General features: G+C 62.2%; 19 protein-coding genes and 1 pseudogene. 8 read left to right on the top strand and 12 right to left on the bottom strand.

Annotated elements, in window-relative coordinates:
• A pseudogene (locus B597_RS37995) lies at positions 1–259 on the top strand (hypothetical protein); the annotation flags it as partial.
• A 33-nt stretch (positions 260–292) separates the two neighbouring features.
• A complete protein-coding gene (locus B597_RS38000) occupies positions 293–1,129 on the top strand; it encodes a macro domain-containing protein (protein ID WP_024162204.1) in 837 nt (278 codons plus the stop codon).
• Positions 1,130–1,235: 106 nt separating this feature from the next.
• Here B597_RS38000 and B597_RS38005 read toward each other — a convergent pair whose 3' ends face one another.
• A complete protein-coding gene (locus B597_RS38005; RefSeq protein ID WP_003296362.1) occupies positions 1,236–1,550 on the bottom strand; it encodes a DUF736 domain-containing protein in 315 nt (104 codons plus the stop codon).
• An 817-nt stretch (positions 1,551–2,367) separates the two neighbouring features.
• On the opposite strand from B597_RS38005, the gene B597_RS38015 reads away from it, so the two are divergent.
• Entirely contained in the window at positions 2,368–2,886 is a 519-nt protein-coding gene (locus B597_RS38015) for a GNAT family N-acetyltransferase (protein WP_003296363.1), read from the top strand.
• Positions 2,887–3,080: 194 nt separating this feature from the next.
• Here the strand turns inward: B597_RS38015 and B597_RS38020 are convergent, their stop codons facing one another.
• The 4 genes from B597_RS38020 to radC all read right to left on the bottom strand — a co-directional run bounded on the left by B597_RS38020 (position 3,081) and on the right by radC (position 7,993).
• On the bottom strand, positions 3,081–5,132 hold the full coding sequence (locus B597_RS38020) for a ParB/RepB/Spo0J family partition protein (protein WP_003296364.1): 2,052 nt from the start codon (positions 5,130–5,132) through the stop codon (positions 3,081–3,083).
• Positions 5,133–5,212: 80 nt separating this feature from the next.
• A complete protein-coding gene (locus B597_RS38025) occupies positions 5,213–6,037 on the bottom strand; it encodes a DUF932 domain-containing protein (protein WP_003296365.1) in 825 nt (274 codons plus the stop codon).
• A gap of 776 nt (positions 6,038–6,813) precedes the next feature.
• Positions 6,814–7,206: a hypothetical protein gene (locus B597_RS38030; RefSeq protein ID WP_003296366.1), complete on the bottom strand. Its 393-nt coding sequence runs from the start codon at positions 7,204–7,206 to the stop codon at positions 6,814–6,816.
• A 277-nt stretch (positions 7,207–7,483) separates the two neighbouring features.
• Complete coding sequence (radC, locus tag B597_RS38035) at positions 7,484–7,993, bottom strand: RadC family protein (protein WP_024162205.1); 510 nt, start codon at positions 7,991–7,993, stop codon at positions 7,484–7,486.
• Between the two features lie 446 nt (positions 7,994–8,439).
• Between radC and B597_RS38040 the strand changes: the two genes are divergently transcribed.
• Both B597_RS38040 and B597_RS38045 read left to right on the top strand, forming a co-directional pair.
• Positions 8,440–8,727, top strand: a complete 288-nt coding sequence (locus tag B597_RS38040; RefSeq protein ID WP_003296367.1) for an ECs_2282 family putative zinc-binding protein — start codon at positions 8,440–8,442, stop codon at positions 8,725–8,727.
• Positions 8,727–9,200: a hypothetical protein gene (locus B597_RS38045; protein WP_024162206.1), complete on the top strand. Its 474-nt coding sequence runs from the start codon at positions 8,727–8,729 to the stop codon at positions 9,198–9,200. Before B597_RS38040 ends, B597_RS38045 begins: the two co-directional genes overlap by 1 nt.
• A 26-nt stretch (positions 9,201–9,226) precedes the next feature.
• On the opposite strand, the gene B597_RS38050 is transcribed toward B597_RS38045, so the two are convergent.
• Complete coding sequence (locus B597_RS38050; RefSeq protein WP_003296369.1) at positions 9,227–10,045, bottom strand: hypothetical protein; 819 nt, start codon at positions 10,043–10,045, stop codon at positions 9,227–9,229.
• Positions 10,046–10,055: 10 nt separating this feature from the next.
• Complete coding sequence (locus B597_RS38055) at positions 10,056–12,695, bottom strand: AAA family ATPase (RefSeq protein ID WP_003296370.1); 2,640 nt, start codon at positions 12,693–12,695, stop codon at positions 10,056–10,058.
• A gap of 63 nt (positions 12,696–12,758) precedes the next feature.
• Between B597_RS38055 and B597_RS47390 the strand changes: the two genes are divergently transcribed.
• On the top strand, positions 12,759–12,905 hold the full coding sequence (locus B597_RS47390) for a hypothetical protein (RefSeq protein WP_192939405.1): 147 nt from the start codon (positions 12,759–12,761) through the stop codon (positions 12,903–12,905).
• Positions 12,906–13,219: 314 nt separating this feature from the next.
• On the opposite strand, the gene B597_RS38060 is transcribed toward B597_RS47390, so the two are convergent.
• The 5 genes from B597_RS38060 to B597_RS38080 form a co-directional block, all read right to left on the bottom strand.
• Positions 13,220–14,038, bottom strand: coding sequence for a TIGR02391 family protein (locus B597_RS38060; protein ID WP_003296372.1), 819 nt, complete (start codon positions 14,036–14,038; stop codon positions 13,220–13,222).
• Positions 14,039–14,055: 17 nt separating this feature from the next.
• Positions 14,056–14,991: a hypothetical protein gene (locus B597_RS38065; protein WP_031323557.1), complete on the bottom strand. Its 936-nt coding sequence runs from the start codon at positions 14,989–14,991 to the stop codon at positions 14,056–14,058.
• Between the two features lie 12 nt (positions 14,992–15,003).
• Positions 15,004–15,321, bottom strand: a complete 318-nt coding sequence (locus tag B597_RS38070) for a helix-turn-helix domain-containing transcriptional regulator (protein ID WP_003296374.1) — start codon at positions 15,319–15,321, stop codon at positions 15,004–15,006.
• Positions 15,318–15,653: a type II toxin-antitoxin system RelE/ParE family toxin gene (locus tag B597_RS38075; RefSeq protein ID WP_031323558.1), complete on the bottom strand. Its 336-nt coding sequence runs from the start codon at positions 15,651–15,653 to the stop codon at positions 15,318–15,320. Before B597_RS38075 ends, B597_RS38070 begins: the two co-directional genes overlap by 4 nt.
• Positions 15,654–15,786: 133 nt before the next feature.
• Positions 15,787–16,986, bottom strand: a complete 1,200-nt coding sequence (locus tag B597_RS38080; protein ID WP_024162208.1) for a tyrosine-type recombinase/integrase — start codon at positions 16,984–16,986, stop codon at positions 15,787–15,789.
• A 406-nt stretch (positions 16,987–17,392) separates the two neighbouring features.
• On the opposite strand from B597_RS38080, the gene B597_RS38085 reads away from it, so the two are divergent.
• Positions 17,393–17,797, top strand: coding sequence for a hypothetical protein (locus B597_RS38085; protein WP_003296377.1), 405 nt, complete (start codon positions 17,393–17,395; stop codon positions 17,795–17,797).
• On the top strand, positions 17,791–18,483 hold the full coding sequence (locus B597_RS38090) for an RES family NAD+ phosphorylase (RefSeq protein WP_003296378.1): 693 nt from the start codon (positions 17,791–17,793) through the stop codon (positions 18,481–18,483). The genes B597_RS38085 and B597_RS38090 overlap by 7 nt, the downstream gene beginning before the upstream one ends.
• Positions 18,484–18,580 lie beyond the last annotated feature (97 nt).

Genomic DNA, 18,580 nt, shown 5'->3' on the forward strand with positions numbered 1-18,580 from the left:
CGGGATCAACGACCAGGGGCTACCCGTCATCGTCGTCTACCCTGAATATGCCACCAAGGAAAGCCTGCTGGTCGGTGGATCATTGAAGCAGGCGGTCAAGAACCTGTGGGGAAATCTTCCCGTATTCCGGGATTCGATGAGCAAAATCCCTACGCTTCATGTCCCAATGAACAAGGAACTCATAAAAAAATCCTTGCAGGACGGCGAGTTCATGGTTGGGAGCATGAAGGCCCCAGGCATCTACAGGTACAACCCATAATCAATCGACATATCGGAGCGAATGATCCACGTCATGGCGAAGGTCAACTTTTTTGACAGGCGGGTCATCAAGAAATTCCTTGAGATCACCGCTGTCATCAGCGGTACGCTGTCATTCGTAGTTATTTTTGTTGACGTCCCTACCGAGTGGAAGCTGAAGGCTGGCTTGGCCTTCTTAGTAATACTGGCGCTCACCTACTTGGTGATATGGCTCTGGTCGAACAACCTGAATAGTATCGACATCAATGTCGAGGGCAGCGATGTCGCGATCAAGACTGGAGACATTTTCCAGCAGCCTGGATTGAAGGCAATCGCCTTCAATGAGTATTTCGACACGCAGGTTGATAACAAGATAATTGGCGAGACTTCCCTCAACGGCGTTTTCATCCAGAAGCATCTCGGCGTCCCACTCTCCGAACTGGACCGCCACATCGAGGAATACGCTTTTGATATCAGCGAAGTGCTGGATGAGAACGAGGCCAGGAAACAGGGGAAGAAGAAAAGATATCAGATAGGCACGATCTGCCTGTACAAGGACTACCTCCTGACCGCGTTCTCCAAGTTCGACGAGAACAACAAGGCGCTGCTAACGATGCCGGAGTACCTTGAGTTTCTCATCAATTTCTGGGACAAGGTAAACAACGTCTACGCCCAGCAAAGCGTATCGACCACAATCTTCGGTTCGGGAATCACGCGAATCAAAGGACACAAGAACATTTCCGACGAGGATCTCCTGAAGATAATGCTGTGGACGTTCAGGATCAGCGAAATGCGATTCAAGTATCCCGCGAAGCTGACCATCGTGATCCACAAAGATAAGATTGACCAGATCAATCTTCTTGACATTAAATCCGCTAGGAACGGCGTGTAATTTCCAATAGCGGTTCGGAACGAGCCTGCTTCTCATAGGTGCTGACTGGATAGGTGCTGTACCAACAGCACAGCGCCCCGCCGCGATGGGCGGGGCGCTGCGGCGGTCACGCCGCCTGGGGCTTGCTGCGCGACCAGATCAGGTCGTGCGTGCCGTCCTCGCCTTCGATCAGGCGGGCATAGACCGGAGCCGGGAACGAAGGATCGTCGAGGGTCACGGACTTGTATTCCCGCCCGGCCTCGCTGGTCTTGTTCCATGCCGCGCCGATGTCGTGGCTGGCGGCCTGGAGGCGGAAATCGGGGGCGTTCTCGCTGCTGCCCTTGTCGTTGGGAACCAGCTTGACCTTGACGTTGAGCGTCAGGGTGCGAAGCGTGCCGGTGAAGCCGTCTTTGTCGGTGGTGAAGGTGCCGATGTTGGCCATGATGTTTTCTCCTTTCGGTTGAACAAGGTTCGCGCCCATCGCGTCCTTGTTGTGATCCGGCCGGCGGGGGACGGGCTGGCTGCACCGCTTGCGGTCGCAACGCAGTGGAGAGCCGGGAGGCGAAAAGAATTTGGCCCGCGAGGAATGCGCGCAGCGCAGGGGAAATTGTTTTCGCCGGACGGTTGCAGCCATGAAGCCCGAGGCGCAGCCGCGCCACCGCCAGGATTCACAACGAGACAAGGACGGCCTTGGGCCGGACCGCTCCGAAAGGAGATGGGGCCGGCTCGGCATCCCCGCACGAAGGCTTCTCCGGCTCGCCCACTGACGCGGGCCAGGTCAACCACCCGACGACAGGCGAGAACGCCCCCGCCGCACCTTGCGGCGCCGCTCTTGAGGCGTGGCGTGGAAGCTCCATAGCGATGCCGGGCGGGTTGTCCGTGAACCGTCCTTCGTGACGTGATGGGCAGGAACCGCCAGCGTTGAGGACGGCACGCACCTGCACAACCTGCCGCAGCGAGCGCCAGCGTGTTCGCCAGCGCCCCGCCCATCGCGGCGGGGCGCTGGCCGGGCCGATCCGGCGCAGCCGGTTCGGCGTCATCGAGGGGCGCCAAGCATCGCGCGGCGGGGATAGCCCGCAGGACTTTCCCCTGGAGGCAAGCGAAGCGCGCAGCGCCGCAGGCGCGAAGGCGTGAGGGATTGAAGCCGAATGGCTGTGACGGCAAAGGCGGCACGGGGCGCAGCCCGAAAGCCCGGCGGCGCAGTGCGCCGACACGCCCAGGCTGTTCTATATTTTCAGGAAGCAATCGAAGACAAGCCCATGACCCTCCAGCTCCGACACGAAACCCCGGACGACATTGCCGCCATCGAGGCCGTGACCATCGCCGCGTTCGCTGATGCACCACACACCAGCCACACCGAGCAATTCATCGTGCGCGCCTTGCGTGCCGCCAACGAACTGACGCTTTCCATCGTGGCCGAAGAACATGGGCGCGTCGTCGGTCACGTCGCGCTGTCGCCAGTAACGATCACCCATGAGCACGGGCGAAAGACCGAGGGCTGGTATGGGTTGGGGCCGATCTCCGTCCTGCCGCCAAGGCAGGGGCAAGGCATCGGTTCGCGCCTGATGGAACAGGCGCTGTCTGAACTGCGGGCTATGCAGGCCGCAGGCTGCGTGCTGCTGGGCGATCCAACGTACTACACGCGCTTTGGCTTCCAGGCCCATGCGGGCTTGCAACTGCCGGGCGTGCTGCCCGGCCATTTCATGGCGCTGGCCCTGCATGGGACAGTGCCGGAAGGCATCGCGCACTACAGCGATGCCTTCAACGCCGCCGCCTGAGCCAGCGCGAAGGCGGCGGCGTTTTAATTCGGCTATTGGGCCTTGAACACCGGGCGCGGCCACTGTCGCACCCGGATTTCGCGTCCACCGCGCCCAGGGCGCGGTGCTGATCGCGGTTATTCCTTCGTCTCGGTGCGCCACCACACAAAGCGAAGCGCCCCGGTCGAGGCCGGGGCGCTTGCCTTCAGCGCGGGTCAAGCGGCCAGCGCCTCGGCGGGTTCATCCGCCATTGCTTCGGCATCCTCCGGGGCTTCCTGCTCCGAGCTTTCCTCCTGCGCGGCATCCTGCGGGCTTGCGGCCTTGAAGATAGCGGGCATCCAGCCCGTGCCATCGGCCAGCCGCTCGGCCTCGCTGGCAATGTCGGCCTTCTTGAGTTTCGCCAGCCGGGTGACGGATTCCGGTGCAAACGCGCCCACGGCATCCAGAATCACAGCCTTGGAAACGTGCTTGAAGTAGCCTTCTGCGGTCGGCTTCCACCATGCGGCCATGTCGAGGCCCACGGCCTGCGCCAGTTCCTCGCCGGGCTGGTGCGGCGTGGCACGGGGCGTCACCACGTCCACCGTGGAAGCCACGCACACGGCCAGCAGCCGCACCAGTTCGTCTTGCGACTTCGCCAGCAGCGCGGCGAACAGTTCGGCGCTGTCCTCCGGCAAGGCTTCGCCGGCTACCTGTTGCAGTTCGCGCAGCGCCACGGCGGCAGGCGATTCCGGCCAGTCCGGGGCCATGCCTTCCAGCCGGTCTTGCGCCGTGAGGCGCACGCCCAGCGGCAGGTCGTGGCCGTAGTGGCTGTCCTGCAAGACGGTCTGCACCATGCCATGCACCAGCGCGGCGAGCGCGACGTGCGGATGCCGGGCGACTTCGATTTGCAGCGCGGCGGTGCGGTGGGCGCTCAACCGCTGCGCCAGCCGGTCGGACAGGCTCGCGGCCTTGGGCTGCTCGGCGTCCTCGCCTTCGTCGTCGTTCCCGGCTTCGCCTTCTGCGCTGCCGAAACCCTGCCGCAAGCGCTCCAGCGTGCGCAGCGCCTTGGCTTCGGCTTCGCGCAGCAGCCCGCGATGAATCACGGCTTCTCCCTCACGGTCGAGCGTGACGATGGCACCGGCCACGGCGCGCACGTCCGGGGCGTAGCCCTGCAAGGCTTCCTCTACGGCTTGCAGTTCCCCGGCGACCTGTTCACGGCGCGGTTCCAGCGCTTCGGTCTTGTCCTCGTCCTCGGCGTCGTAGGCTTCTTCCAGTTCGGCGTCGATCTTGTCGAGGCGGCTTTGCAGCGAGGCAATGCGGCGGGCTTCGCGGGCGGTCGGTTCGCGGCGCTGGCGCGGCGCGTTCTGGAATGCCTGCCGCTCGGCGTAGCTCATGTGCGGCACGGCTTCCACCCACGCCCAACCCTCGGCGCGCACGTTCCCGGCCAGCGCATCCAGCTTGCCGCGCACCAGCGTTTCCAGCAGCGCTGCGTCGGTCAGGTAGGTTCCGGCATCGCCTTCCGCGAACAGGTCGCGGCGGATGCCGCCGCCCGCCGCCGTGTAGGCGTCCAGCCCGACGAAGCGCACCAGCGCGTGCGTGGCGTCGATTTCGCGCTCGGTCAGGCGCTCGCGCAGCTTGGACGGGCTGCGCTGCCATTCCGGCGCACCATAGAACGCGGCTTCCTGCGCGGCGTGGTCGTCGGTGATGGTCAAGGCCATCAACTGTTCCAGCGTCACGCTGCCGGCGCGATAGTCGGTCATCAGGCGCGGCGAGACGTTCGCCAGCTTCAAGCGGCGCTGCACCACCAGCGGGGTCACGCCGAAGTCGGCGGCAATGTCTTCCACCGGGCGACCTTCCTTGACCAGCGCGGCGAAGGCCGCGAACTGGTCGGCGGGGTGCATGGCCTCGCGCTGGACGTTCTCCGCGAGGCTGACGGTGCGGGCGGAAGCATCGGCCACCAGCAGGCACGGCACTTCGTAGTCGGCGGGGATGCGCTTCTTCTTCGCCAGCAGCTTCAAGGCGGCCAGGCGGCGGTCGCCTGCGACGACTTCGTATGGCTCCCCATCGGCGGCGAGGATGACGATCAGGTTTTGCAGCAGGCCGATGCGGGCAATGCTCGCGGCCAGTTCGGGGATGGACTGGCGTGGGGTCGTGCGGGCGTTGCGCTTGGAGCGGCGCGGCAGCAACTGCGAGAGGGGAACCAAGATCAGGTTCTTGGTCGGGTCGGCCACTTCCAGCGGTGCGGCGGCTTCGATGGCGACGGCTTCGGTTTTGAGTACGGCGTTCATGGTGATAACTCCTATCGGTTCAGGGATGCAGCAGCGAGAGAAGCGGCAAGGGCTGCTGCCTGCCCCTGCCGCGTGGGGGTTCAGGCTTTCAACTGGCGCAGGCCATCGGCCAGCAGCCACAGGGCGCGGTTCAGGCGCACGCTTTGGTCAATGCCCTGCACGGGCCGGGTGGTCTGACGGCGGCCATTCGCGGCGCGGGCGGACAGGCCGCCTTTGGTCAAGTTCTCCTGCGTGCGGTTGAACACGCTCCACAGGTCGCGGCGGTCGTCGTCATGGCGGCGCGGCATCAGGATTTGCGATTCCGTGATGGGCGCGGGCTTGTCTTCGTCGTACTTCAACGCCAGCGCAGCGCGGGCGAACACTTCCGATTCCCCGGCGTCCAGCGTGATGGCGCGCATGGCATCGCGGGATTCCTGCGCCCGATCGAAGCCGTGCAGGACTTCGTAAGCGCCTTCGATGACGTGCCCGGCTACGTCGCCCTTGTGCGGCACGCGCACGTCGGCCACGGTGTCGCCGCAGACAAGGCCATTGCTGCAAACGAAGCGGAACATCCCGGCCAGCATCTGATAGCTGCTGGTGCCGTCATGGGAGTTCAGGAGGATGATTTCGTTGGCCTCGCGGCCGTTGATCTGGCTGGCGTGGCGCAGCCGGATCATGTGCTTGGTGTAGTCGCGGCGGTCTTCGTGGCGCACGCGGGTTTGCGTCACCATGAAAGGCTCGAAGCCTTCCCCGCGCAGTTCTTGCAGCACGGTCGCGGTGGGGATGTAGCTGTACCGCTCGGAGCGGCTTTCGTGCGGGGCGTCCGCGAAGATGGACGGGGCCACCCTGCGGATTTGGTCATCGGACAGCGGGTAATCGCTGCGCAGTGCCGGGGAGCGGGAAGCGAAACGGGATGCGAGTTGCATGGTCTTTCTCCTGACAAAAAGAGGTTTGCTGTTCACACCGCACACCGGATTCCTAGATTCGGAAGCCCAGCCTTTCGGCTGTTCGGTGCGGTCGGCACGAGGAACCCGGTTGGCCCTGTTGCCACCGTCTTTCCTGAGTTCATCGCCCGCGACGGTCAGGAGCGCGCGGACGGGGGCCGTCAAGGAGAAAAGCGCAGGGTTGGTGCGGCCCGCAGGCGAAGCCGAGGACACGGCCCTGCGCGCCTTGACGGCACACGGCCGCGGGCTACAGTCGCGGACAAGGTGATGGAGTCAGGGAAGACGGCTGGACATGGCAACGGCCATCCCACACGCCGACCGCACGGCAAGCGAAGCGCGCAGGCCCGAAGCTGGAAGCCGGGCCGGAGGCGTCAGCCGAGCGGAGCGAGGGAACGATGGAAGCCCGTCAGGGGCGAGACGCCGCAGGCGGCTCGATGCGCCACGCGCACGACAGCGCGACCGGCCATGCTTCTTGGCCGGGGACGCACAGCCTTCAAGGCTCGATGCACAAGCTCATGCGCCAGTCATCGGGAAACAGGTTCGACAGCGACTACTGTGGTCTGGCCGATCCGGCGCAGCCGGTTCGGCGGCATCGAGGGGCGCCAAGCATCGCGCGGCGGGGATAGCCCGCAGGGCTTTCCCCTGGAGGCAAGCGAAGCGCGCAGCGCACCAGGCGCGAAGGTATCGGCAACGGGCGCAGCAGAAAAAAAGGTGCGCCGCCCCCGCAGGAACGACGCACCGAAGGCAGCGCGGCGCGATCAGTTCGCCGCCGGCGCCGTCATCGACTGCAACTGGTCGATCACGCCAGGCTCAACGAACACGCAAGCCTGCTCGTCCGCGATCGGCACGTTGAACACCTGCGCGAACACCGTGCGCCGCAGATGGGCCAGGCGGCCCGTGCGATATGCCTGCTCGGGCTTCATGCGGCCACCGGCCTGCGAGCCGCTGCGCTGCGGATCGCATTCGACCAGCGCGACAAAGCCGTCGTCGGACAGTTTCTGATGCTCGGGGCAAAGCCCCCAGCCGGTTGCCGTATGGCGCTCCATGCTCGCGCGCAGGCGCTTGTCCAACAGGACGGCGCCGGTATCGAACGCTGTGCCGCAGACCAAGCAAACGTGCTGTTCGAGGGAAACGTGTGATTTGTCGTGCATGACTGTTCTCCGGTTGCACGGGCGGAATTGCCCGGAACCGTCGCCAGCACGGCGCAGCGCAGCAGTCAGGGGTCAAGGACGGCCACGGGCCGCAAGCGTGCTGGCACGCGCCGCCCTTGACGGCGAGAACGCCGTGATACGGTGAAGGGACACAGCAAGACCGCCCCCAACCCGACACCACCACACCTGTTTTTGGCAAGTGCGTAGCACGCGCAGGCCCGCGAGGGCCGGAGTTGCGCCGCCGGGCGCAGCAAAAAGGGGGCCGAAGCCCCCTCAGTCAAATCAGGCCGCGTTCGGCGAAGGACGTGGTGCTGCCGCCCGCCACGACGATGTGATCCAGCGTGCGGACGTCCACCAACGCCAGCGCCTCCTTGAGTCGCTGGGTCAGCACCTTGTCGGCGCCGCTCGGCTCGGGATTTCCGCTCGGGTGGTTGTGCGAAACGATGACCGCCGCCGCATTGAGCCGCAGCGCCTCCTTGACCAGCTCGCGCGGATACACCGATGCGCTGTCGATGGTGCCGCGGAACATCTCCGCGTACTCGATCAGGCGATGCTGCGTATCGAGGAACAGCACCGCGAACACTTCGTGCTCGAAGCCAGCCAGCTTGGCGCGCAGGTACTCCTTGACTGCCGCCGGCGAACTGAACGAGGCACCACGCTGCATCTTCTGCTCGATGGCGTGGCGCGCGGCCTCCAAAATCTGGTCTGCCGTCGCCAGCAGGTAGCGGCCCTGTGCGTCACGCACCATCAGCGAGGCATCGAACGAGGAAAAGGACAGTTGCGACATGATCGTGCTCCGGTTGCTCGGGCGGAATTGCCCGGAACCGTGGCCAGCACGGCGCAGCGCAAGCAGTCAGGGGTCGCAGACGGCCGCCAGGACGCAAGCGCGCACAAGCGCGCGCCGCCCTTGACGGCGAGAACGCCGTGATACGGTGAAGGGAACAGCAAGACCGCCCACACCCCGCCCACTGCACACAGTCGGCTTTTGGGGCAAGCGGAGCGCGCAGGCCCTCAAGGGCCGGAGGCGTCAGGGATCAAGCCGGATGGCCGCGATTCGGCACGAAGCGCGGGGCGCAGCCCGCGAGCCCGACGGCGGTACGCCGGTACGCGATGAAGACTGTCAGATAAAATAAATAAGCATCGCGTCGACGAAAGATTCCCGTGCAGCGAAGCTATTTTTTCTTTGCTGCGATCATTCATGGCTCACAGCTTTGACACGACCGGAGATACGGCATGACTTTCAAAGCGGACAAATACAACCGATCGGTCAGCCTGAACTGCCCGACATGCGGTAGCACTGAGTTTTCGCACGATGGCGCTGATGGGCAGACGAGCGAGCTGTTCACTTGTGGCAACTGTGGGCTGCAGATTTCCAAGGATGATCTCATCAGAGCCAACGACGAGAACGTGCAAGCGCATGCCAAAGAGATCGGACAAGCCGTCGTCAAGGATCTTCAGAAGGAACTGCACGAATCGCTGAAGAGGGCATTCCGCGGCAGCAAGAACATCAAGATCCGATGATGCCCTTCCCAATCAGTGTTGGTGATGCCATCGCCATAGGCGCTCTTTTGCTGTCCGCGTATGCCACCTGGACGACGTTCAGATTCAATCAGAAGCAGAACAAGTTGATTGAGAGCCAGGATCGCCTGAACAAGCTACTTCTGGAAAAAGAAACCACCGAAGTCCTCAACGTCAAGAAAGCAGACCTGGGCGCGACGTTCATCAAGATCGGCAGCAACAATAGACGGCTAAAAATCTGGAACAAGGGGAAATCGGCCGCGCGCAACGTGTCTTTGTCGTTTCCCGACGGCAACGACTGCCTGGTTCAATCGGACATCGACTCGAAATTCCCGCTAGAGACACTGGACACGCTCCAGTCGGTGGAACTGATTGCCTCCATATCACTGGATAGCAAAAGCAAGCATCCCATCAAGCTGACGTGGAGCGACGATTTCAGCGATCACAACGAGAAGGTGGTCTACCCGACGATCTGAATAGGATGCCTGCGCAAGGCCACTGCCTAGGAATCGAGCTGGCCGTCGGGACAGAGCAGGCCAAACCACCGCTGCAGCTTCTTTTCTCGCGTGGCGAACGATCCTTCCAGCACTCCCAACAGCAGGTAGTGTGCGTCGAGAACATCGTGCTCGATCTTCTCATAGGCTTTTCCGCTCAGTGTGTCGGGTACATGTCCGCCATAGCGGCAATATGCGTCCAACGCGAAAAGCAACTGGACCTGCTGCCAACGAAACAGCGCCCAATCCCGGGTCATGATCGTGACAGGCGGTAGTGGAAGTTCGCCCGGAGGGGCTACCAAGCTCCCGTAGAACTTCAACATGGCATCGGTATCGGTCGCGATGACATCCTCGGCGGCCTCCCGCAGCGACTGCAGCTCCGCGCTGGTGCCTTCCAGAAGATTCGGGATCAAGGTCGGGATCAGGCGTACGCGGTCAAGAAATCGTTCGACATCTTCACGGAGTTCCGCCGTCTGCTCCTGAAGCGCCTCAGCCGCCGAAGGCGGTAGCGCGTAGTTCGTGCTGGCCAGCGCTTCGTTAAACTGGAAGCGAATATCCTCGTACCGCGTAGAGGGCTTCCCGCAGGCTTCGTGCGACTCGATCTCCTGCTTCAGCAACGCCCCCATCTGATGGACCAAGACTACCGGGTTCTCGGTCTTGGGAAACTTGGCGAAGCAGCGCGAGCGTCCTGGCTCTGACGACGAGATCAACTCGTAGAAAAGTACGTCGGCCATCAATAATTGGTGCGACTGCGCGAGCTGCAGGATGTGCGCCGCCGTCGATCCTTGCAGGTAGTTCTTGTCGAGAACAATCGTGGGCTTTGCCATTGATGTCCGATCAGCTAAAGGTCGCCGCCTGGGGCTTGGCTTTCTCCCATGCCTTGCGCGCTGTGCCGTATTCAGCCTTGATGCGGTCCATCTGCGCCAATTCGTCAACCACGAAATCAATCGTCAACGGCACTTCGTGGAAGTCTGGCGAATGGGAGTGAGCATCGATGTATCGGGACAACATCACCATGCGCGTGTGAACCTGTGCAGCAATGCCTTCATCAAAATACACCTGACTGAGCGTGAAGGTGATGTTCTCCCGCCAGCGGCGCACGACATTGCCGAACAGCTTTCGCTGGATGAAGTCCTCATAGGCGGTACGCAGGCTGCCACACGCCTTCTCCAGGCTGTCGCGCTGCTTGTCGCCATCTAGCGTGCGGGCCACGTCGAGGTGCTTTCGTGCGCGATCGTGTGCAGCACCTTCGTAGTGTTCGTGAGGGAAGGCCAGGCTGTCGATGACACCTGGCTCTTCGGCCTCGCCACGCCACACGGTCCGGCCCGCGAAATCGACACCCTTATCCACCGCAGCCGTCGCCAGATAGTTCGTAAACAGGATGTCGTGCGTAAAGACGATCACCTGCCGCTTGGCGGCTTCGTCCACCAGGCGTTGCGCGATCGCCTCTTTGCGTACATGGTCCATCGAGGTCACGGGGTCATCGAACACCACGCCCAAACAGGAACCATTGAGTTCCACTTCGGTGAGGAAGTCGGCCAGTGCCGCTGCTGTCTGTTCGCCCTCGCTCAGCACCGAAGAAGGGTCGATGCCGGCCACGCTGGCGTTGGCAATCTCAATTTTGCGATCAGTCGTTCCAGCATCGCCCGCGAAGCGGAACTGCACCGGCAGCTTCAGCTGCAGGGCGGCGCAGTTGTCCGTGAATCGCGCGATGAAGCCCTGCGCGACCAGTTCTGTGGCCAGCGCTTTCTGCTTGCTGGTCACTTCGCGTTGGGTTACAGCAAAGCTGCGGATGCACGCATTGGCCTTCACCACCCATTTGAGGTCCGCCACCGCCGTGGCGATGGCATCGTACTGGCTGGAGAGCACCTGGCGATCGAGTAACAGCCGCTCCTCGGCCATCAACGACTCCATCAGTACCTTGGGGTCCTTCTGTCGCAAGGCATCGTTGTCGGATTTCAGGCGCTCCACCAACTCCGTGATGCGTACCGAGACCGGGTCATGGTCCAGCATGCTCAAGCCAGGGTCGAAGGCACCGGCAACCGCCCGCACCAATGCTCCGATGACTTCCCGATAGCCTTCGACATGACTGGAAACCGCCGCGGCCATTGCGGCATCCACCTCAGTCAAGGTCCGGCGCGCAACACTGCCCTCGTCGAAGAAGGCTAGACTGATCTTCGACAACTTCGTGCCATACCCTGCGAGCGTTGTCTTGGCCTGGCCCAGCTGCGCTTCGACATCGCTGGTTGCGAACTGATAGAAGCGGGTCAATCGTGCAAGGCCGTCTTCGTCGAGAACCTGATGGCAAAGCACGCATCGGGCCGCATCCGCCTTCGGTGGAAACGCCTCGTCAGGGTAGGCTTCGGCGTTATATGCGATGGCTGCAGCCAGCAGGTCACGCCATGCTGCTGTGCCGATGGGCTGCACCGGCTCCTCGCCCAACTGTGCCGCTGAGAGCGCGGCTGCCTTTTCCGTCAACGACTGAATCTGCTTGACGGCATTGATGATCTGTTCCGCGAGTGCTGGCGATACAGCCGTGTGCAAGCCGGAGAGCGATGCCTTCAGTGCGTCCAGATCGGTGATGCGCTGCTCATTCTGGCGAATGATCTCCTTGGGATCGGTGGTCCTGAGTGTCGCGAGTTGCTGGACAACCGATTCCAGGCGCGCGTGCTCCTCGTCGCCAAAGACGGCCAATGCCTTCAAGCGAACGAGGTTCGTCTGTGCCGTCAGGGTGGCCAGCAGCGTAGCGACTTCGGACGTACTGCCTGGAATCGCGAACTTGTCCGTAGCGTGGGAACGTGGAGCGACGTCATCGCGCAACTTGCGCTGCAGCTTTCCGAAGACCTCCACCATGCGGGGAAAAACATCGAACAGATAGGGCATGACCTGGAAAGCGTTGCGCTCATCCAGATGGACACGCACGCAGGTCGAGTCGAACACCGCGAAGTTGTCGCGCAGCCGCTGGCAAGGCTCCTTGTAGACGAACGCCGTGTTGGAGCCGTCGTCGAAGGCAAACGTCGCGCTCGGCGTGGGTTGCTTGTGTTTGGCCAACTTCACATCGCCAAGAATCGCGGTTTGCTTGGAACGAGTGAAGCATGCGGCTTTCAGCACTCGCGCATAGCCGGACTTGCCCGCACCGTTGGGACCATAGATCACAGTGAGCTTGCGCCCGAAAGTCAGTGTTTCACCCGGCGCCAGGGCGTTGACGCCGGTCAGTGCGGTCATGGCGGTCACTACGCTTGCGGCCGTTGTGGGGCCGCCTTGGATCTGAGGCAAGGCAATGTCCCATGTGGCGCGTGGCATCTCCGCGGGGGCCAGTTGCTGGTCCATCAGGTACTCCCGGTAGACCTCATCCAAAGCCTCGTCCGGGAAATCGACGGCACCGACGAGCTTGACCAGCAGGCACCGCTGCCAGTTGGAAAGCGTCTTGCCCCAAGCGGACAGCGCATCGAAGACATTGAACGCCGCTTGGGACATGAAGACTCCTTGTTTTAAGCCGTCTCGACTTCGTTCACCAACTCGGGGTGGCGATCCAAGACCTTGAATAACTTCGTCAGCGCCGGCATCTTTCGTGAATTGGCGATGAAGCTGAGTTCTACGACCGCGGCATTGAGCAGCCTGCTCAAGGGAGGCATGGTCGCGCTCACGCGTGCCGACGCGGCAGCATCACGCGCGCTTTTTCAATAGCCGTGTAGTAGTTGCTAGCCGCCGCAAGTATTGATGATCGGTGCGCCGCTGTTTCATTTTGTAAGTGTACGGTGACTCCGGACCCTCTGTCAGGCTCCCACACCCCGTCACTGCACGCACCTGTGCTTCGGCAAGCGGAGCGTGCAGGCTCGAAAGGGCCGGAGGCGGCAGGGGTCAAAGCAGAATGACCGCCGCGACTCGGTGCGAGGCGGGGGGGCGCAGCCCGCGGACCCGGCGCCGGGACGGCCTATTCAGTGGAGGCGATTAATTGTCGTATCACGATACGACAATCGAGCAGGACGGCATTGCGATGCCTACGAAAAGGACACGGCCGCTTTCTGCACGCCATCCAGTTTTCTATGGATCAGTGACACCAGGGTCAAGATGTCGAGCGCATCCTGCTCAGACATAGGCCAATTCGTCTTCGGGGCATGGGCCAAGGGATTGCGCACGGCGCCGAACAGCCCGATCAGCAGGTTCGCAAATCCTCTCTGCTCGCTCTTTTCGGACTCGGTGCTCAGTGGCCCCAAGACCAAGATTGGCTGCTGGCCCGCGAACGCCTTGTTCACCAAGTCGCCACCATCGCCGGTTAACCCCGACAATATGCGAATTCGCTCGGCGACACCCTTGCTCGCCTCGAAGACCGCATGAAAATAGTTCTCGTCCAATAGCTCGGCGCGGCAGTAGTTCAAGACCTCTGCATGGACGACCCGGCTTTCCAGCGCCGCTTTGAGACGGCCAGCGCGTGCGCGGGCTGCATCCAACGTCGTCGCCTTGTCGGCATATCCCACCCTGCCATCGTCGCGCACATAGAAGCCCGAGAACGACAGCACGACATTGAGTTCATCGCGCAGCCAAGCAAATGTCCCAGGATCGCGCACGTAGTTCACCGGGTTCATTGCGCGGTTGATGAACATGATCAGATGGTTGCCTCGCTGATGCTTGTTCTGCACCTCGGCAAGCGCGTTGAACAACCGCTTCCACTTCGTCATGCTCGGTGACGGGTCGGCAACCTCCATCTCTTGCAGCAGCCTCCCAATCTGCGTGCCACTCAAGCCGCGCTCGGTGTCTGCAAGCACACGGCAGGCAGCTTCAAGATGCTGCGAGCTGAACGGGTCAATTTGCGCCGCCATTGCCGACCTCTCCGCGTCTATCGAACGGCAACATCGAACGGTGCATGCACCGAGCGGAAGGTGGTGAGGACGCGGTCACGGGCGGCATCCAGTTCGTCGGCCACACGAGAACCGAGCATGTAGGTAGGGCAGTCCGCTTTGCCGCATCCACAATGCCGGATCTCGCCCTCTCGGAGGCGAGAGACGAAAATGCGGCGTAGTTCATCGACCTGACGCACAACCTGGGCCAGCACCTTGCGAACACGCTGATCTCTGATGTGATGGATCGATGGGATGCGCCGGATTTCGGTGCCTTCACGTGTTCTCCACGCGCCGGTGTTGAGTGCTCCGATGGTGTCCTCAACAGCTTGCTGGAAAGCGGGCAGCGAACTTTCCTGCTGAAACGGTGTGCGAAAAGCGGGCCGGTCGAATACAGCGGCCATCAAACCCAGCGCATCGGCGTCGGATAAATCAGGGAAGTCGTCAGCGAACTTGCGGATTTCAGCTTCGCCTTCGGGGAACTCGACGCCCTGGACGAAGCGGTGCAAGAGATATTCGCCACGCAGACGCAAGTTCTCCTCGAACTCGACGCTCGACCAAATCGTCACATGCGCTACGCCAAGTGCAGCAGCGGCATCGCTGATCCGTGTTCTGCTGGCGTCGGAGACTGAACCACGACAGATGAATTTGAAGGCATCTGGCTTACCGCCAGCAGCCGCAACAGCCTTCTCCATGTCGGTTCGGGCTTTCGCCAGGGTCAGGGTGTCACGATTGGCGCACTGGATGATCGTTTTGCGCGCAGGTCGATCGTCAAACTCCTCGATCCCCAAGATATCTCGCCCCTGGTCGCCCCCCGATTGGCCGTGCCAGATCAGATCGCGCCAGCCAGCACGAACGTGATAAGCAAAAGCAAGACGCTCAAATTGAACGCCGCTGTAGTCTTCAAAGTGAATCGGGTGAACGGTGCTCGCCATAGGCATCGAACATCAAGCGGCGTGCGCCGAGGGCGCAGAGGCCAGCGGCTGCACCGCCAAACGCAGGCCCATCGTCTTGAGGATGGCGGTCAAGCTGTTCAGGGCGGGATTGCCCTTCGGCGACAGCGTGCGGTAAAGCTGCGTCGGGTTCAGGTGAGCCTGTTCGGCCACCGCCTGCACGCCGCCGACTGTCTGCGCAAGCTGGCGCAGCACGGTCATCAACTCGGCCTGGTCGCCCTCGGCCAGGATGTTGTTGATGACTTCAAGTGCGAGCGCCGGATCGCTGCGGTACAGCTCGGCCATCGCCTCGTCATGGGGTCTGCTTCTCATTCGTCGGTTCTCCGTTGCCAGTCCTGCCAATAGTCCACCGCCCGGTCAATGTCCGCATCCTGCGTGCGCTTGTCGCCACCGCACAGCAGCAACACCAGCCGCTGGCCTGCTAGGCCGTAATACACCCGATAGCCCGGCCCCACGTCGATGCGCAGCTCCCACACGCCATCGCGGCAGAACTTGTGGTCGCCAAAGTTGCCTTGCTCGACACGGGCCACGCGACGGATGACCGCCACCTTGGCTTGGGCATCACGCAAGCGCCGCAGCCAGTCGGTGTAGAGATCCTTCTGCCCGTCGCCCGTAAGGTAGTGCTCGATCCGGTACATGGTCATTTTCGTTTATAGACGAATGAAAGTCAAGGAGAAGGGGGCGAGCCAGCGCCCACATTTCCGAGACACTGTCTCGGATTTCCTTGTGGGCCGGCTGTGGCAGCGCCCCGCGCAGCCCCCGTGGGCGGCGTCCTTCTCATGCTTCTACCTCTGCCGGGCGCTGCGCGCTCGTGATCGTCTTGCGCCGGGCCGCCACCAATTCGGCCGCTTGCCGCACCGGATCGTCCTCGGTATGGACGTAGCGCATGAACATCGCCACGGTCTTGTGCGCCGTCAGCGCCATGCCGACCTTGAGGGGCACGCCCGAATTGGCAATGTCGGTCGCCGAGCGGTGGCGGATGCCGTGGGTGCCGACCTTCGGTACACCGGCATTGCTGAGGATGCGCCGCCACGCCTGGTAGTACGTATGGGGGCTGAGGGGCTTGCTGTGGTCGAGGATCGCCGGGCAAACGTAGGGCGAATCGCCGTAGCGCGGGGCATTCGTCAGCCGCCGGCGGGCTTCCTCGCTCAAGGGCTTGGACATATCGCCGGTCTTGCTGTCCGGCCAGACCACCCGGCCATTGGGCAGGTCGAGCCAATCCCACTGCAACAGAAGAACCTCCGACATGCGCGCAGCGAACTCGAATTGCAGGCGGACGGCAAGCAGGTGGATGGGATGTTCCAAGCCTTCGGCCTCGGCCTTGTCCAGATAGGCGAACAGCTTGACCATCTGCTCGTCGGTAATGAGCCGGGTCGAACCCTTTTCGGGATACTTGGGCACGTGGCGGCAGGGGTTGGAGCCATCGGGTCGGTAGCCCCACAGTTCGGCCAGGTTGAACATCTTGCGGACGAGCGACAGCACGCGGTTGGCTTGGGTGGGCGACTTCTCCATGCGCTTCATCAGCGCGGTGATGTCGTGGCGCGTGACCTCGTGAACCTTCTTGCTGCCGAAAGCCGGGATGACGAAGCTGTCGATCTGGTACTGGTAGCCGGCCTGCGTACTCGGCTTGTTGTGCAGCTTGGAGTGGTCGTCCATGAACCGGCCGCACAGCTCCTTGACTGTCGGAGCCTTGCGGGCTTCGGCCTTGTCGAGTCCGGGGTCGCCGCCGCGCCGGACTTCGGCCAGCCAGTCTTGCGCCAGCGACCGGGCCTGTTCGACAGTCAGCTCGCCGAACTGGCCGAGTGCCGGCTTGCGCCGCACGCCGGAGTTCGTGCGGTACTGAACCATGAATACCTTGCGGCCGGCTGGTGTAACCTTGCACAAGAAGCCCGGAACGAGCGTATCCCGGAGTTCCACGTCGCAGGTTTGCGCCTGCGCCGTGTCAACGACGGACTTGGTGAGTTTGATCTTCGCCATGAGGTGCTCCTGAAAGGCCCCGATTCCAGGGGCCGGCTAGGAGCCAGGCGGAAGGGAGCCGGGGCGGTTTGCATCGCGCACCGGGATATGATGGAAGACCTTGGCCTGGCGGAAAACCTGCTACAGCAAGCCTCATCCAAGCCCATCGTTAGCCCGGCGCGGATGCCATGCTCTGGCTTAAAATCCCTCATCCGAAAGGGTATGCGGGTTCGACCCCCGCTCCGGGCACCAATCCCCTGCGCGCATCACATGCGCCTCGCAACCATCCATGCCAGCCCCCAGTCTGCTTGTGGAACCATGAGCTCCGCCGTGCCTTGCTGCGCGCGAACATAAAATGACGGCGACCTCTATCTGTAGACTCATACAGTGCTAATATCGATCTACAGATACAGCGGAGATCGATGGCATGACAGCGACGCTTCTGGCTCCCTCTTTAACCAAGGACCAATGCACCATTGGTCTGCGTGCCGCAGTGAACATTCTCGATAAGTGGAAGGCCTCCACGGATCAGGCATGCCGCATCCTGCGGATTTCACGCAGCACTCATGCGCGGGCCAAACTGGGAACTACCGACTGGTCCGTCAGCCTCGACTCCGATCAGATGCAGCGGGTCAGCTTCATTCTCAACATTCATGCGGCGCTGCGGCTCGTCTTCGACAACCCCGACAATCAATACGGCTTTGTGGGGATGCCAAACCACAACGAGTTCTTCAATGGGCGCTCCCCCCTGGAGGTCATGGCTCAGGGGGACATGATCTCGTTGTATGAGTCGTTTCGCCGGATCGATTCACTGCGAGGCGCACAGTGGTAACACCCGCGCAGCTGCCGTTACGGGCCGATGCCAAGGTGCACGCATATCGGTTGGTGAATTCGAAATTTCCGCCGCTCCACCTGTTCGATGACGTGGCCGACGCCGACGAGTTCGACGCGCTGTATCAAGTGCAGGCCCTTACCAATCCGCGGCTGCACAATGAAACCGGACGCCTGGAACTGATACCGCGCGCGGAGATTCCATTCGGCATTCCAGGCTGCTCCTATGCCACCGCCCCGTTCACGCATCTGAATCCGGCTGGCTCGCGCTTCAGTGACGGCAGTTACGGAGTGCTTTACCTGGCCGACACCATGGAGACGGCAGTTGCCGAGGTCCGGTATCACCAAGAACTGTACTGGTCAAACGTCGAGGGGCTGAACTTCGAGCGCTTCGTCTTTCGCGGCCTGTCATGCCTGTTCAACGAGGCCGGACTGCTGGATGCCACCGCCGTGGCACTGTCCGATCCGATCTACGACGCTGACGATTATTCACAGGCGCGCCATTTCGCGAGGCAGGCAAGACAGGCGGGCTTCCCCGGCTTGCGTTACCACTCCGTACGCAAGCCCGGCCAAGACTGCTGGGCGCTGATGACGCCGAGGTCGTTGATTTCCATCGTCCAGACCAGTCATTACGAGATGATCTGGAATGCGGGGATTACCAGTGTCAGTGCGATTGGTGAAGTCTGAGTGTCATTCAGGCACCGCACGAAGGCGCCGGCTCCTTCCAGCTTATGACCGATCATCGGCTATCGGCAGTTGCCAAACAGCTGTAACAAACAGCGCG

This window comes from Stutzerimonas stutzeri KOS6, assembly GCF_000307775.2.
In the GTDB taxonomy this organism is placed as follows: Bacteria; Pseudomonadota; Gammaproteobacteria; order Pseudomonadales; family Pseudomonadaceae; genus Stutzerimonas; species Stutzerimonas stutzeri_B.